General features: G+C 56.5%; 14 protein-coding genes. 7 read left to right on the top strand and 7 right to left on the bottom strand.

Annotation, left to right across the window (positions count from 1 at the left end):
- Positions 1–46: 46 nt before the first annotated feature.
- The 5 genes from Pla100_RS26175 to flhA form a co-directional block, all read right to left on the bottom strand.
- Entirely contained in the window at positions 47–1,225 is a 1,179-nt protein-coding gene (locus Pla100_RS26175; protein WP_146581616.1) for a glycosyltransferase family 4 protein, read from the bottom strand.
- Between the two features lie 78 nt (positions 1,226–1,303).
- Positions 1,304–2,122 (bottom strand): FliA/WhiG family RNA polymerase sigma factor, encoded by an 819-nt coding sequence (locus Pla100_RS26180; protein ID WP_146581678.1) that lies wholly within the window; start codon positions 2,120–2,122, stop codon positions 1,304–1,306.
- A gap of 90 nt (positions 2,123–2,212) precedes the next feature.
- A complete protein-coding gene (locus Pla100_RS26185) occupies positions 2,213–2,494 on the bottom strand; it encodes a hypothetical protein (RefSeq protein ID WP_231603622.1) in 282 nt (93 codons plus the stop codon).
- Positions 2,495–2,718: 224 nt separating this feature from the next.
- Positions 2,719–3,933, bottom strand: coding sequence for a flagellar biosynthesis protein FlhF (locus tag Pla100_RS26190; RefSeq protein ID WP_146581619.1), 1,215 nt, complete (start codon positions 3,931–3,933; stop codon positions 2,719–2,721).
- Entirely contained in the window at positions 3,933–5,984 is a 2,052-nt protein-coding gene (flhA, locus tag Pla100_RS26195) for a flagellar biosynthesis protein FlhA (protein WP_146581682.1), read from the bottom strand. The genes Pla100_RS26190 and flhA overlap by 1 nt, the downstream gene beginning before the upstream one ends.
- 1,368 nt (positions 5,985–7,352) lie before the next feature.
- On the opposite strand from flhA, the gene Pla100_RS26200 reads away from it, so the two are divergent.
- Positions 7,353–8,321 carry an alpha/beta hydrolase family protein gene (locus tag Pla100_RS26200; RefSeq protein ID WP_231603624.1) on the top strand — a complete coding sequence of 323 codons (969 nt, stop codon included), beginning with the start codon at positions 7,353–7,355 and terminating at the stop codon, positions 8,319–8,321.
- 13 nt (positions 8,322–8,334) lie between these two features.
- On the opposite strand, the gene Pla100_RS26205 is transcribed toward Pla100_RS26200, so the two are convergent.
- Both Pla100_RS26205 and Pla100_RS26210 read right to left on the bottom strand, forming a co-directional pair.
- Complete coding sequence (locus Pla100_RS26205) at positions 8,335–9,183, bottom strand: hypothetical protein (RefSeq protein WP_146581623.1); 849 nt, start codon at positions 9,181–9,183, stop codon at positions 8,335–8,337.
- Positions 9,184–9,244: 61 nt separating this feature from the next.
- Entirely contained in the window at positions 9,245–10,918 is a 1,674-nt protein-coding gene (locus Pla100_RS26210; RefSeq protein ID WP_231603625.1) for a serine/threonine-protein kinase, read from the bottom strand.
- A gap of 499 nt (positions 10,919–11,417) precedes the next feature.
- On the opposite strand from Pla100_RS26210, the gene Pla100_RS26215 reads away from it, so the two are divergent.
- From Pla100_RS26215 to Pla100_RS26235, 6 genes are read left to right on the top strand one after another with little or no spacing between them, the layout of a single operon-like run.
- Complete coding sequence (locus Pla100_RS26215) at positions 11,418–12,380, top strand: 3'-5' exoribonuclease YhaM family protein (RefSeq protein WP_146581625.1); 963 nt, start codon at positions 11,418–11,420, stop codon at positions 12,378–12,380.
- Positions 12,377–13,102 carry a 7-cyano-7-deazaguanine synthase QueC gene (gene queC / locus Pla100_RS26220; RefSeq protein ID WP_146581627.1) on the top strand — a complete coding sequence of 242 codons (726 nt, stop codon included), beginning with the start codon at positions 12,377–12,379 and terminating at the stop codon, positions 13,100–13,102. The genes Pla100_RS26215 and queC overlap by 4 nt, the downstream gene beginning before the upstream one ends.
- Positions 13,099–13,356: a hypothetical protein gene (locus Pla100_RS31950; protein WP_231603627.1), complete on the top strand. Its 258-nt coding sequence runs from the start codon at positions 13,099–13,101 to the stop codon at positions 13,354–13,356. The genes queC and Pla100_RS31950 overlap by 4 nt, the downstream gene beginning before the upstream one ends.
- Positions 13,346–13,903: a nucleotidyltransferase gene (locus Pla100_RS26225; protein WP_146581630.1), complete on the top strand. Its 558-nt coding sequence runs from the start codon at positions 13,346–13,348 to the stop codon at positions 13,901–13,903. The genes Pla100_RS31950 and Pla100_RS26225 overlap by 11 nt, the downstream gene beginning before the upstream one ends.
- Positions 13,904–13,926: 23 nt before the next feature.
- Positions 13,927–15,234: a M20 metallopeptidase family protein gene (locus tag Pla100_RS26230; protein ID WP_197168245.1), complete on the top strand. Its 1,308-nt coding sequence runs from the start codon at positions 13,927–13,929 to the stop codon at positions 15,232–15,234.
- Positions 15,221–16,327 (top strand): carboxylate-amine ligase, encoded by a 1,107-nt coding sequence (locus Pla100_RS26235; protein ID WP_146581633.1) that lies wholly within the window; start codon positions 15,221–15,223, stop codon positions 16,325–16,327. Before Pla100_RS26230 ends, Pla100_RS26235 begins: the two co-directional genes overlap by 14 nt.
- The last annotated feature ends 9 nt before the right edge of the window (positions 16,328–16,336 follow it).

The raw sequence follows: 16,336 nt of genomic DNA on the forward strand, positions 1-16,336 counted from the left end.
CCGATGGCTGCTTCTTGCCGGGTCTCCGCTGTCGCTGCGACCCAGCCTACTTCTGGTACAGGTCTCGGATTTTTCGGGTCATGGTTTGGTGTCGGAATTGGTCGGTGAATCGCAACTGCCCTGCCCTACCCTGGCGTTGCCGTTGGCCTTCATCACCGACGAGTTGGCTGATCCGTCGGGCGAGTCCACTCAAGTCGCCCGCGTTGACCAAGTAACCGGTCTCGTCATCGATCACGACTTCACGCGCACCGTCGATGTCATAGCTGATCGCGGGTATGCCGGAGATCAACGCTTGTGGCAAGGCCCGCGCTAAACCCTCACGGTAGGAAGTATGGACAAGCAAATCCATCGCGCCGATCATTTCTGGCACCTGGGTCGGTGGAACCAATCCCGTGAAAATAAAATGCTCGGTTAGCCCTAAATCTGCAATTTGCCTGGTCAGTGATTCCCGCAGGATGCCGTCGCCGACCAGAAGGAATCGCACGTTGGGGTATTCGTCGGCAACTTTTCTCGCGGCTGTCACCAAGTCTGCGTGTCCTTTGAGGTGAAACAACCTGGCGATCTTCCCGACGACGACGTGATGGTCTTCGATGCCGTATTGTTTGCGAATCCGATCCCGATGCTCGCGTGCGTTGACGAACGGTTCAACATCCATCCCGCTGCTGATCGTGGTGAACTTGTTTCTCGGGGCGACGCCCGCGTCGACCATTAAATCCGTCATCGCATCGGCAACGGAGATCAGACGGTGACAGCGACGGGCCGCCCACCGTTCGCATGCGACAAAGAATCGCCTCGCGGCGGCAGACTGATACTCGTGAAATGGCGCCCCGTGAACCGTGTGAACGACCATCGGAACATTCAATCCCCAGCCGACCGAACGGCCCAACAGACCGCCTTTGGCGCTGTGGGTGTGCACGACGTCGGGTTGGAACTCCGCCAAAACGCGGCGCAGCTCGCCGGACGCATTCCAGTCGTGGACGGGATGGATCGCGCGGCGAAGCGAATCGATGATTCGAACTTGCACGCCATTGAATTCGAAACGCCCTGCCCTGCCCCGGTCCGGCGACGACGCACGCTGCAACAAGTCGCCTTCGGGGCCGGTCTCGGGGCCGCAAATGAGCAAGACCTCATCACCGAAATCGGCGACGAGGTCTTGGCAATTGAGCAGCGTATTTTCTTGAGCACCGCCGATGATCATTCGAGTGATCACATGGGCGATACGCATGGTTGAGAAGGCAGTGAAGAGTGAAGAGTGAAGGGCGACGAAGATTCTAATTCATCCGCCCTGCTCTGTCACCGACACCTAAGCCCCGAACTCGAGACGCCGGACGCCGAGTTGTTGTTGCAGTCGATTGACGATCGACGTGTGCATTTGGCTGACCCGCGACTCCGACAGATCCAAGGTCGCGCCGATTTCCTTCATCGTCAATTCTTCGTAGTAATAAAGAATGATGATCAATCGTTCGTTGCGGTTGAGTCCCTTGGTGACCAATCGCATCAAGTCGTTCTTTTGAACACGGCGAGTGGGATCTTCGCCCTTTTTGTCTTCGAGGATGTCGATCTCACGGACGTCCTTGTAGCTGTCCGTTTCGTACCACTTCTTATTGAGAGACACGACGCCGACGGCGTTCGCTTCGGTCTGCATCTTTTCGACTTCGTCGACATCGATTTCCATATGGTCGGAAAGCTCTTGAACCGTCGGAGTACGGCCCAATCTGGTTTCCAAAGTTTTGGTGGCGACGCCGAGTTTGCTCGCCTTGCTGCGAACGAGTCGCGGGACCCAGTCCATCGTCCGGAGCTCGTCGAGCATTGCACCGCGGATTCGAGGGACGCAGTAGGTTTCAAACTTCACACCGCGGTCGCGGTCGTAAGCATCGATCGCGTCCATCAAGCCGAACGTTCCGGCGCTGGTCAAATCGTCCAGTTCGACGCCGTCAGGAAGACGTTGCCAAATGCGTTCGCCGTTGTAGCGAACCAACGGCATGTATCGTTCGACAAGCTGATTGCGAAGGTCTTCGTAGTCAGGATGGTCTTTGGTAATGGCTTTGAAGGAATCCCAGACTTTTGCAATTTCTTCGTCGACGGTGGCGGCGGCGGGCATTGAATCCTCCATGATGATCACTGATCGCTGGTTCAAACCAACGATGGAAATTCGATTGACAATGTTTGAAGTGGACGGATCTAACCTCGGCTACCTTGCCTCGGCTTGAACCTACTTCGGTTGAGTATCTTGAGATGTCGCGTTCACTTCGTCGCTGAGGGCGGCGACACCTTCTCGATACCATTGGACACGTTTGCGATACAAGTTCTCTACCGCGTCGCGGATCAAATAATCAGCGATGGCGCCGGCGATGGCTCCGATTCCTAAAAAGACGATCAGAACAATGATCGCTTCTTCGGCAACACTGGCTGCTAATTCGCCTCGAATCACACCACGCAGGACGACGAGTCCCATCGCGAGTGAACCGATTGAAATAGCGAGCGTCTTAATCAAGAGTCAACTCCGAACTCCGGTTTTGGAAGCTCAGCACCGAAATCTTTCGGACATGAGTTTTCCAATCCGCGATGGGTCTTGTTTCCCAAATTCTGTAAGCGGACCATGCAAAAATAAACTCAAGTGAGTTTTGTTCGTCACGTGCCGCGTCAGTTCAAGTTATCGGCTCCGGGTTCGTTGATTCTTTAATTGAAATGCCATGTTTTTGTTCTTGGTGAACCGACTCATGCGGCTTCACGGAAATGCGTCGATGCATCGAGGGCACCGATCATGACCGGCAGCAGCGAGGTCACCAAATGCGGCGCATCGGCGACCGCGATGTCGTCGGGGACCTGTTGTCCGTTGGTAACGTAGCTCAACGGTGTCGCACGATGACGATCATTGGCCGTGAGTGCCGACAGGACCCCAGCGGTATGCGGCGTTTCATCGAGCTTGGTCAAGATTACCGAAGTCGCACCGACGGGCTGAAATCCGCGAATCGTTGTCCGAATGTTGTCGCTCGAACTCGTCGCACTGAGCACCAAGTGTGTTTCATCGGGTCGGGCGGCGCGGAGGTACTCCGACAGCTGGTCGATCCTCGCGTCGCTCCGTGGACTGCGTCCGGCGGTATCGATCAAAACCAAATCGACATCGCCGAGTGAATCGAGTGCCGATTGCATCTGCTCGGGTTTCTCGACCACCGCCATCGGCAAATCCATGATCTCGGCGTAGGCTTTGAGTTGCTGGACCGCGGCGATGCGATAGGTGTCGATCGTCAATAGGCCCACCCGACGTCGGGCTTCGATTCGAAATCCGGCGGCGAGTTTGGCGACCGTCGTCGTTTTACCGACACCAGTCGGTCCGACCAATGCGACGACGTGTCGGTCACCGGGTTGAGTCCGGATCGGCCCCGCTAAATTCAGTTCTCGGGCGACGGCGCGTTGCAAATGCTCAAGCCGCTGAGCCGGTTCCATCGATTCGAGATCGTGCCCGTGTAAGTTTGCGGCGAAACTGGACGCCGACGCGAGCCAGCGCCGGATGACTTTTTCGTCAACGCCGGCTTGCCGCAGCGGCGTGACCAAAGGGTTGATTTCCAACGGGTCGATCGCGTCTGCCGATGCACCGAGGTTTCCCGAGACAACCGCCCTGCCCTGCCCCGATTGGAAGTCCAACAATCCATATCGGTCGCCCGCGTGAGCAAGGTTGCCCGAACCCAACGAGCGGAAATCGTGCGGGCGGCTTTCGTGAGCCGTTTCATGAGGCGGCCGAACAACGGTCTTGGACGCATCGGTCGGATTGCGAAATCCGGCGGTAACCTCGACCTGGGTTCGTCCGAGCCAACCGAACCACCCGTCGCGGACCTGACGCGTGTGCAACACCGAAGCATCCGGTCCCATTTGTTCCCGGATGTCAGCGAGGGCGGCTTGCAGATTAGCTGCTTTAAACGTTCGGATGGACATCAATCACTCACCACGCCGTGGGACTGGATCTTCGTATCCTGTGTAATCTCGTTGTAGGACAACACACGCACGCGGGGCATCGAGGAAGCGAGGATTTGGCGAAGCCCCGGACGGATCCGCGGACTGACCAAAACAACCGGGTGATGTCCCAGCGTGATTAACTTCTTAACACCGGCGGAGATTTTTTCGCAAGTCGAGTCCACCGCCTGTGGGCTCATTCGAACGAAAAGTCCACGCTCGGTATGTTCGATACCCGCCGCGATGCGATCTTCCATCGCCGGGTCCAGCGCGATCACGTGTAATTGACCGTATTCATCGCGGTAACGTGTGCTGATCGTTCGTGCCAAGCGATGACGAACATATTCGCTCAAGAACACCGGGTCTTTGGTCTTGCCCGCATGATCGCCTAGCGTTTCCAAGATGATCGATAGTTGCCGGATCGGCACGTCTTCACGCAACAGCATCTGCAACACCTGCTGCACTTCGCTGATCTTCATCAACGATGGGATCAGTTCATCGACGACGGCCGGCGCGGCTTCCTTGAGTTCGTCGACGAGGTGTTTGGTCGCGTCCCGAGTCAACAGCTCATCGGCGTGTCGTCGAGCAAGTTCTTGCAAATGGGTGGCCAACACCGCGCCGGGTTCGACTGTCGTGTAACCATAAATCGCGGCTTGTTCACGGCGGATCGGATCGATCCAGACGGCCGGCTCGCCGAACGTCGGGTCGCGTGTCGGCTCGCCTTCGATCACGCCGGTCGTGTGTCCGCTGTCAATCGCCAGCAAGCGATCCGGCAGGACCCGCTGGGTCGCCAAGGGATTGCCGGCAATTCGGATCTCGTACTGATTGTCTTCCAAGCTCATATCGTCGCGGATGCGAACCTTGGGCAACAAGATACCGATATCACCGGCCATCGAGTTGCGAACACCCGTAATCCGCTGCATCAAATCACCGCCACGAGCCGGATCGGCCAACGACAACAGGCCCAGCCCGATGGCCAATTCCATCGGGTCGACGGCGAGGAAGTCTTCGACACGTTTGTCCGGTGGTGCCGCCGCGGCCGCCGCCTGAGCGTCTTCGGCGTCTTGTTCGGTCTGAGCTTCCTGGGATCGCGACCGTTTCAGTACGACCGCCAGACCGAGGCACCCTGCCCCGAGCGTCGCCATTGGAACGGTCGGTAAGTTGGTCAAAATCAACAAGGACAAGAAACCACCCGCCACCGCGAGGGCTTTCGGATTGCTGAAAAGTTGCTGCATGAACTGTTCAGGCAGATTGGCTTTGCGAGCACTTCGCGTGACCAGCAAACCAGCCGCGAGCGATATCAACAGCGCCGGCACCTGGCTGACCAAACCATCACCGATCGTGAGTTTCGTAAATAGCTCGGCGGCATCACTGACCGTCATCCCGTATCGCATCACGCCGATGTACAAACCGCCTGCCACGTTGACGATCGTGATCACGATCCCGGCGATCGCATCCCCGCGGACGAACTTACTCGCACCGTCCATCGCTCCGTAAAAGTCGGCTTGGTTGGCGATGTCTTCACGACGCTGTTGGGCTTCCTTCTCGTCGATGATGCCCGCGTTCAAATCGGCATCGATCGCCATTTGTTTGCCCGGCATCCCGTCCAACGCGAAACGGGCGGCGACTTCACTGATCCGCGTCGCACCTTTGGTGATCACGATGAACTGAATCAACACGATGATCACAAAGATAATGATTCCGATCTCGATCCGGTCTCCGGCGACGAATTCGCCGAACCCTTGGATCACGCCACCCACCGCCGCGCTATCGCCGTTCTCGGTGCTGGTCAAAATCAACCGCGTGGTGGCCACGTTGAGCACCAAACGGGCCAACGTCGTTGCCAACAACAACGACGGGAAAATACTGAACTCAAGCGGTGTGGTGACGTAGACGGTCGTCAACAGAACGATCACGCCGACGGTGATGTTCGTTGCCAGCAGCAAGTCCATCAGGAACGGCGGCAACGGCACCAAGATGACCACGAGGCAGCCGATGATGCCCATCGGCAGCACCAGATCTCGATAACGCATCACCCAATGCATCAATGGTCTTTCTTTCCTAAAAATGTCCGATTTGTCTCAAGTCGGACACTAGCAAGGAAATCATTCCCAAGTCCAGATCGTTTCCAACCACCCTGCCCTACCCCGCGTCCAAACCCTCATTTCAAGGTTCCAGTTGCTTGCCGGGTCTCCGCTATTGGTGCGACTCAGCCTACCGGAAACCTTGGCGGTTGGGAGCATCCGCTGAATCCTTCAATCGCTCCACTGCCCGTCGCGGACGGCTAGGTTCTTAAAAGTCGCCAGCACTGAAACCTCGAAGGCTTTGGTTTTGCTAATTCTGGCGGCGTTTGCGATGAGAAAAGTGCATGCCTCATCCACGATCGGCCCGTTGGGCCAATGAGCTGAAGCAAATAAAAATCCTCGCCCCAAACAGGACGCGACATACCGGCGCGAGATCGATCTCGTCTATACGTAGCTTCAAAGAGGCGGAGTCCACATATCGCTGGGTAATCCATATATCGCTGGGTAAGAGGACTCGACGCCGGGAGCAACGTCGGTGCGGTCGCTCGAAATACTGGGCTGCCGAAGTGGTATGTCGCGAAGATACGCCATCATGTTTTCTTCGATAGGCGTCTCCTTCCTTCAATCGATGTTCCGACAAAGATGGTGCTTCGAAGTTTCGATCAACTTCCTATGACGCTACTCACCATTCGCAAATCATGGCTTTACATCGGTCGTTACGATTCAAGCGGTTGGTCGATAACGCGGAGCACGCCGAGGCGCAGAGATTCGCAAATTCAGGTCCGATGCCAGCGACTTCTCGCGGCGGCCCTCTGCGTCTTGGCGAACTCTGCGTTTCTATTTCAAGCACGCGAAACTCGGCGAGTTTCGAACTCCCGTACAACTTGGCGAAGAATCGATGCCGCGTTAAGTTTGTTTTGCGATATCGCACGCTTACCCATCAAAGCTCGGACCTGCGTACATTCTCAAACCTGAAGCTTCATCGTTATGTCCACCCCCATTGTGATTCGCTGTCGTCAATGCCAACAACGCATGAAAGTAGTTCCGCTGGCGACTCCTTCGCAGGTCAAATGTGTATCTTGCGGGGCGATGCTTCGACTCTCCGGGACCGGTTCGACTTCGCAGCAAACCGGCCAACCATCGGCGGTGCATCGAGCCAACCCCGGCACGAAACCTTCCGGCTCGTCAGGCGTCGCACCGGCCCACTCCCGAGCGAGCAAATCCCAAACGCCAACAGCAGGCTCCACATGGCAAGGCCCGCGATTGCCGGGTCCAGTTTCGAACGGGCCGTCAGTTTACCGTTCCGCCCCGGGTGCCCAGGCGAATTCATCGAAATCCAAAAACGGAATTCCTGTTTGGGTTTGGGTCATCGTCGGCGTGACGCTTCTATTGCCTATCCTGTGCTGCGGTTTGCCGGCCATGTTTTTGAAGATGCGGATCGACGGGGGCAAGCCTGTTCCGATTGCCGTGACGCTTAAGGCGGCCATGCCGCCAGGCCAGTTTCCGCCACTCGGTTCTCCCGAACGCACTTTTGACTCGGGAGTGAAATCCTACTTCGTGCATGTTTCGGGCAATCCGGTCATCCCGGGACAACAGATGCGGATGCGGGTTTTCGTGCCTGCGGGTGAGCACGCCGATCGTTCGCTTCCATGTGTTTTGATCGCACCGGCGGGCACGCCGATGCTTCACGGGGTCGACCTGCAACCCCACGATGGCTACACCGACGAAACACTACCCTACGCCGAAGCTGGCTTTGTCGTCGTTCAGTATTCGCTCGACGGCGGCTTGGCCACGGGGGCTGAGATGGCCGACGAAAACGAAATGACAGGCTTGATCGGCAAGGCCTACCCCACATTCAAGGCGTCCGGGGCAGGAGTCGTCAACGGCCGCAATGCGTTGGAGTTTGCCACCAAAAGTCTGAATATGGTTGATCCCGATCGCATCAGTTGCGTCGGCCATAGTTCGGCAGGGGCACTCGCGTTGCTGCTTGCCGCCCACGAACCTCGTATCTATCGCTGTGTCGCTTTTGCCGCCGCGTATGATCTGGAGTCAAGAATGGGCGACATGACATCCAACATCGTCATGAAAACCATCTTTCCAGGGATCGATGGATTTATCAGGGAGACATCACCGAGCAATCACGTCGCCACGATCGATTGTCCCGTTTTGGTCTTCCACGCTCGTGATGACAGCAACGTGCCGATTGCGGACGCCGAAGCATTTGTGGCGAAGTTAAAGCTCGCCAACAAAGCCGTGACTTACGAAACCACACCTAATGGCGATCATTATCAATCAATGATCGATCCTGGGATCGCCACCGCGATCACATGGCTAAAAGCAGACTAAGAGCCTATCCGACTTAAGCCAAGACTTTCACGCCGGCGAACGCTTTGGCCAAACCCAGCGTTTTGATTTCGGCGTGGATGGCTTTGGGGTCGGAATGTTCCAACGTTTGCGCGACCTCGTCGGCGATCTGTTGGGCGAATCGGACGCGGGCCAATTCCATTTGGGCACGGACTTCGTCCGGCGTGACGGTCCGCCCGGCCATCGCAGCTACTCGACCTGCCCATAGCTCGACGGTTTCTTTCGGATAGGACGTCGCGACTTTCAGCGCGTCGTGAACCAGGTCTTCTTCGGGCGCGTCGTCGGCAACCAGTTCGTTGTTGGCGCGGCGTCCGTGACGACAGGCGTGTTGGTAACGTTCGAGCGCACGCCATGCTCGTTGAAGGATTCCCTCACGCCAATACCCGATCCAGTCGGCCGATTCGAGCTGCGCGACCTCGACGCGTGGTGGGGCCGGCGGTTGGATCGGCTTGCCGTTGTGGGTGGCTCCGTTGGCGATGTCCTGTTTGACTTCGTCGAAACGAGCCTTCGCGGCCGAGCGAATGCCCCGCACCAAGAAATCTCGCAACTTTCCTTTGTCGTGACCGCTGAAGCCAGCTTTCACCAAATGCGCAACCAAGATCGCCAACGCCCGGTCCGCCTCTCGTTCGGCCCCGACCACATCGATCATCAACCGACGCATCGGGATGAGATAACGCAGCACGTAACCGGCGGCGCTGCCGGCCCCTGTCCAGGTTTGTTTGGAGCGAGCCAAGTGAACACTGCTCGACTTGATGGACCACGTAGCCGACGAACCGGTAAGGTCTCCGGAGGAGGCAGCGGTTGGACCCATTTTGTCCGTCGACGAGGTGGCGAGTTCACTCATATGGCTATCATAACCCCAATAAGCCCGTTTGTGGCGAGCCTATCACGCCTTAGATTTTGATTTATTTCGAGTTGATGATTTTCAAACCGGCTTCGGTTTGGGTGACGAAACCTCCCGAAGGTGTCTGCAATTCGAATACCACTTGGTAATCGCCGGGATTTAACGCATTCGTCGGGAGCTGGATTGAGATCGGTGCGCCGTCAACCGAGCCGGGGGTGGGAATCAACTTGGCCCCCAGTTTTCTTGGAAATCCGAAGTTTTCATTGATCCGCTTGCCATCTTTTTCTACGTGATACTCGATTCGGGCTACGGTCGGGGCTCGTTGAAACAACGCCCGTGGGTCGGAATTGACCGAATCGGCTTGGTTGACGATGCGAACCTCAAAAACCGCATAGTCGCCTTGCTTGGTGGTCGCCGGTTTGCCCGCATTACCCAGCGTAAGTTTCAGCGGTTTCAAGGCGTCCGTCGTGATGTTGGTGCTCGCCGCCGGGGCATTCGATGGAGCCTTGGAAGCCGGCGGCCCCCCGCCACCGGTCGTGGCGGGCAATGCGGTCGACGTACCGAGGTTTCGATCCGTTACGGTTTGGGCGACGCGGCGCGGTTGCCACGCGAAGTAGGCGACGATCGCGATCAACGCCAAAAAGCCGGTCGTGATCGCTAAGTATTTCAAAAAATTCGAACCCTCTTCATCCAACGTCAACTCGTCATCCGATTCGGCATCGTCGGCGTCGGGGGCCTCCACAGCGATGGGCGTCGGTACTCCCTTCCTCGAACCTGATTTTGAGGCCGACTTCGTCCGCGACGCTTTTCCTGAATCGGATGTGCCGAGATCGATCTCAAGCTGTTTCTGTTGTCCATGTTCGATCTCGTGGGCGACTTCGACGAGCTGCTCGTACAACCGCGTCGCCGTCGGCGGACGTTGCCCGGGATCCTTGATCAGCAATTGCGTAATCAATCTCGCCAGCGGCTCCGGCACGTTGACATCCACCTCGCTCAACGGCACAGGCTCTTGCGTGATGATCGTGACCAATTGCGAGGAAACATTACGGCCGAGCAGCGGCAACTTGCCCGCGCACAGTTCGTACATGACCACTCCCAAGGCATACAGATCGGTGCGTTCATCGACCGGTTCGTTGCTCGCTTGCTCGGGGGCGAGATAGCCGAGCGAACCGACGACGCTGCCGACGGCTGACAACTCGTCAACGCCCGTGCCCGCCAACGCCAAGCCAAAGTCCAATATCTTGATGCGTTCTTGAGGGGATTGCATCCACAGGTTAGCCGGTTTGATGTCGCGATGAACGATGCCCCGCTCATGCGCCGCGTCGAGACCGAGCGCCGTTTGTTTGGCGATCTCGATAATCTCTTGATAGCTGAATTTTCGGCCGCCGGTGACGAGCTGCTCGAGCGTCGCCCCTTTGAGCAGTTCCATCGCCATGAAAGGTGTTTTCTTCTGCTGTCCGACTTCGAAGATCGTGGCCACGTTGTCGTGATATACAGCCGCCATCGATCGCGCCTCTTCGACGAATCGCTTGCGACTGTGAGGCGTCGCGGAAAACTTGCGATTCATGACCTTCAAGGCAACGGTCCGTTTGAGTCGCGTGTCTTCGGCTCGAAAAACTTGCCCCATTCCGCCGAGCCCGATCAGCTCGGTGACGCGGTATGGCCCCAAACGTCCCATTTCCCCTTCGCTTTGAGGTGGATCCAGAAAATCAATCGTATCCGACGTGGTGGCCATGGGCGGGCGATGCAGAATGCGAAAAACGAAATGCCAACGCGGCAGATTAGACGCTCGCCATCCCAAAATCCAGTCTTTCAGACGACAAACAGGCTTTCGAGGATCATTTCCTCCCGACGCCAGCCTGGGACAATGGTCCCACTTTGGCAAATCCCGCCATTCTTGGTAGGCTTGCGACGCAGTGTCCAACCACCGTTATCGACGTGGTCGTCGAAGCCCCAAAGAACCGGAGCTAACGCCCGTCGGCTAATTCAATTAGCAGTCGGCTTCACCGGGAGAGGCCACACGAAAACGGCACAATCCAAAGTGACCCAAACAATCAATTCGCGATAGCCCACCCTGCCCTGCCTGTTTCTTCACTCTTCACTCTTCACTCTTCACTCTTCACTCTTCACTCTTCACTCTTCACTCTTCACTCTTCACTCTTCACTCTTCACTCTTCACTCTTCACTCTTCACTCTTCAATCTTCAATCTTCAATCTTCAATCTTCAATCTCCAATGTCCCGTACACCGATCAATGAACTGACCGACGGCATGACGCTCGGTCAATCGTTCCAGGCCGCCGACAAACAGCTCCGCGTCAATCGCCAAGGTGGGAAGTACATCCTACTGAAACTGTCCGATCGCACCGGTACGATTGCGGCGATGATGTGGAACGCCGACGAAGCCGTCTTCGACCGGTTCGACCGCGGCGACTTCATTCATTGCCAAGGTCGTACCCAAGTCCACAACGGGGCCTTGCAGATCATCGTTACCGACATCGAACGAATGGACAGTGGTGAAGTTTCGGCGGATGATTTCGAAAGATTCGATGCCCAACAGGTCCAACGAAACGTCACGCGTTTGAAAGAACTCCTGGCCACGGTTTCGCAACCGTGGCTCGGCCGACTCGCCGAAGCATACTTGAGCGATGAAGAATTTGTTGCCGGATTCAGCCAAGCGGCCGCGGCCGTTTCGAATCATCACGCGTTCCCGGGCGGCCTGCTCGAACACACCGTCAACATGATGGAGCTGGTTCGCTTGATCGCGCCCCGGTACAGCGAGCTGGATACCGACTTGCTGATGATGGGGGCGTTCTTGCACGACCTCGGTAAGATCGACGAATTAAAATCGAGCGGCGAGATCAGCTACACCGATCGCGGCCAATTGATCGGACACATCGTGATCGGCATTCAACTACTCGGCACCAAGATCGACCAAGTCGAACAAATCACCGGCGAGGTTTTCCCCGCAACGCTGCGCTACCATCTTGAGCACTTGATCGTCAGCCATCACGGCGTTCTCGAATACGGCAGCCCCAAGATTCCGGTCACGCTCGAGGCCGTCGCATTGCACCACATCGATAACCTGGACGCCAAGCTCGCTTCGTATACTTCAATCATCGAACGCGATATCGCCGCCGATGGCAATTGGACCAACTACCATCCGGCGATCGGCCGGAAACTTTGGAAGAAGTCATGAATCAACCTGCTCCCAACCCCGCCGTTGTTTTACTGTCCGGTGGCTTGGACAGCGTTACCTGTTTCGCGATCGCTCAAGAACGCGGTCATCAGGTTCACGCGATCAGTTTTCGTTACGGACAACGACACGAGTACGAACTCCAGCGGGCGTCCTTGATTGCTCAGCGGATGAACGCCGCATCGCACCGGATCATCGACATCGACCTCGCACAACTGGGCGGTTCGGCGTTGGTCGATGCGGGAATCGCCGTTCCCAAATGCGACCGCGTCGAAGACATCGGCGAATCGATCCCGGTGACCTACGTTCCCGCTCGCAACACGATTTTCCTTTCGTATGCCTTGGCCGTCGCCGAGACGATCGGCGCGGTCGATATTTATATTGGCGTCAACGCGTTGGACTACAGTGGTTATCCCGATTGCCGACCCGAGTACATCGGTGCGTTCGAAACGATGGCCCGATTGGCGACCAAAGCGGGCGTGGAATCCCGAGACCGGGTACTGACGATCCACACACCCTTGATCGACAAAACCAAAGGCCAAATCATCACCGAGGGGTTGCGACTCGGCGTCGACTACGGCATCACGTTGTCGTGTTACGATCCCACGATGAACGAAGGCGAAGTCCAATCCTGCGGACGCTGCGACGCGTGTCTGTTGCGTGCAAAAGGTTTCGCGGAAAACGCAATGCAAGACCCGGCGATCCGGCGGTTACGAATATCATGACATTTGCCCCACAACACGACTACAAAGCATACAACTCGGCGATCATGAAGCGTTCGCAAAAGCAAGATGAACCGAACATGGAAGAAAAGTTCCGACGGTACGCCGATTACTACAACACGCTTTTCCAATCACGACGCAAACTTGCTAGCCCTATTCAACAGAACCGACAGGAACTAAAAAAAGAAAAAATCGAAACACACGCCAATCTTGTTCGAATATTCAGATCGCTTGAAAGAATTCGTGATGGAAAATGAATTCAAGAAGGTTCTGCAAGAAATTGTCGAACAACTGGAATCACAAAAAATTACCTACTGTCTTGTCGGCGGACTCGCTGCATCACTTCGTGGACGGATTCGAAACACCGAAGATGTCGATCTGATTATTGCGGTAGACGTTGAAGAAGCAATCCAATTCCTGCGTTCCGTTCCTCCCGAACAGTTTGGACCATTCTTTCCTGAGGTTGAGCAAGTTGCTCGAGCTTCATTCATCCTAGCTCTGGAGCACGTTGCGACACAAATAACGCTTGATTTAGCGATCGGAATGTCTGGTTTTGAGCAACAAATTGTTAAACGGAGCGAGAAAACCTTGATTGCTGACACGGAGATCAATGTCGCAACGGTCGAAGATTTGATCCTTATGAAAATTCTTGCCGGCCGTCCGCAAGATGATCAAGATATTGCGGGGATGGTCGCGGCGAATCGTCATACGATTGACTGGGGCTATTGTGAATGCGTCGCCGGTCAACTCGAAGAAGCAGTCGGAGCAGATTTGGTGAAGTCGATTCGGAACCTTCGCTCGTGAATCGGGAGACGAAACGATCTGGCATGACATCTAGTTCCTCAACACCACAGTGGTACGCCGATCTGGCATCGACCGCCGATCGATTGGAACCCGAATGGATCCGGTTGCGCCGGCATCTGCACCAACATCCCGAATTATCCGGCCGAGAATATGAGACGACACGGTTCCTCGCCGAAACGGTCGATCGTATCGGAATCCCACCTCACATTGTGGGAACGGTCCGCCACGCAACGACCAGCGATGGAGATGCCGTCCCCGGTCGAGGTCTGATCGTGGATTTTGTCTCGGCCCCCGAGATGGCCGATCGAAAACGCTTCGCGATCCGTGGTGACATCGATGCCCTACCGATCACCGATGGCAAATCGGTTGACTACCGCAGCCATCACGACGGAGTGATGCACGCGTGTGGGCACGACGTCCACGCCAGCGTCATCGTTGGGGCGCTTCAGATCCTTCTTCAGATGCACCGATCGGGAAAACTGCCACATCCCGTTGCGGTCCGCGGCATTTTTCAACCCGCCGAAGAGACGGCCGAGGGTGCCCGGTACATGATCGCCCTTCACGCGTTGCAGGACGTCGATGCGATCCTTGCCTTGCACGTCGACCCGACACGGGCGGTCGGCCGCATCGGACTTCGCGAAGGACCTTTCACCGCCGCATGCGATATTTTTGAAGTCCGATTTAAGGGGCGCGGTGGGCACGGCGCGCGACCGCATCTGTGTCATGACCCGATCGACGCGGCCACCCTTTGGGTTCAATCGGCGTATCGATGCTTGTCGCGAGTGGTCGACCCTCATGAGACGGTGGTCATTTCGGTCGGCCAAATGGAAGCCGGCCACCAAGCCAACGTGATTCCCGAGCGGGCCATGTTGCGGGGTTCGCTTCGGTCGCTGCACCCAGACGCCCGTTCGGTCGCTCTGGAAAAATTGCACGACGTCGGTGAATCCGTGTCCCGACAAACCGGATGCGAAGTGACCCTGGAACTTGTCATGTCCGCGCCGGGAGTGATCAACGATGTGGACATGGTACGGCGTCTCCGACGGGTCGCATCGCATGCCATCGATCCCGCCGTGAGCGAATCGATCGCATTGCCGAGCATGGGCAGCGAAGACTTCTCGTTCTATCTCGAACAACACCCGGGGGCCATGTTTCGGTTGGGCATCGCCGGTCCTCAAGTCGGTCATGAACCATTGCATACGCCGAACTTTGATGTCGACGAACGGGCCATCGCCGTGGGTGCTAAACTGATGGCGGCAATGGCGATCGATTACTTCACGCCCGACGATACGACCGAACCGGACACCGGAGATTTCGCCCATGGCGACGTTTAAGTTTAACGGCAATGCAACTCACACCCTCGGCGTTGAACTGGAACTCGGCATCGTCGATGCGACCACGCTGGCGCTATCGAGCCAATCCGATGCGATCCTCGACGGCCTACGATCACACGACCCGCTCTGTTTCAAACACGAACTCGTTCAATCGTGCGTTGAAGTCATCAGCGGCGTGTGCGATCACGTCGGTGAAGTCCGCGACGATCTGTCCGGTAAATTGAATCAACTCAACCAAGCCGCCGATAATGCGGGCACGCGTTTGTGGTGGGGGGGCACGCATCCATTTAGCATGTGGGAGGACCAACAAATCACCGATGATCCTCGCTATCGATCGCTCGTGACTTTGTTGCAACAGATGGCCAGACGCTTGGTCACGTTCGGCATGCATGTCCACGTCGGCGTCGATTCGGGAGACAAGGCCGTGATGATTTGCGACCGAATCATGCAGTATCTGCCAATGTTGTTGGCCTTGTCGAGCAGCAGCCCGTACTGGCAAAACCAAGATACCGGTATTGATTCTTACCGGTCCAAGTTGATGGAAGGCTTGCCGACGGCGGGTTTGCCCAGCTTGATGCGGAACTGGAGTGAATACGTTTGGTTGGTCAACCACATGATCCAAACCGGCTTCATCAATTCGATCCGCGAACTGTGGTGGGATGTTCGACCTCATCATAACTTCGGTACCGTCGAGGTCCGCGTTTGTGACATGCCCGGCAACCTCGACCACGCTTGCGCGTTGACGGCTCTGACTCAGTGCCTCGTCAAAATGCTCAACGACGAGATCGACGAAGGCACTTACCAATTCGATTGTCACCCGATGATGGTGCGTCAGAACAAATGGCGGGCGGCACGGTACGGCATGGACGCGAGACTGGTCAACACACTCGATTACCAAGTCGTCCCGGTCCGTGATGCGGTCAACGATCTTATCAATCAGCTACGTGGAATCTCGCAAGACCTCGGTTGCGAATCTGAATTGATGGCCGTCGGCGAACTAACTACCGGCCCGAGTTGGGCGAATCGTCAACGTGACATTCTGCACCAAACCGGCGAACCAAGCCAGATCGTCGCGAAGCTTTCAGCTCGCTAACGGATGAAG

Source organism: Neorhodopirellula pilleata (genome assembly GCF_007859915.1).
Classification (GTDB): Bacteria; Planctomycetota; Planctomycetia; order Pirellulales; family Pirellulaceae; genus Rhodopirellula; species Rhodopirellula pilleata.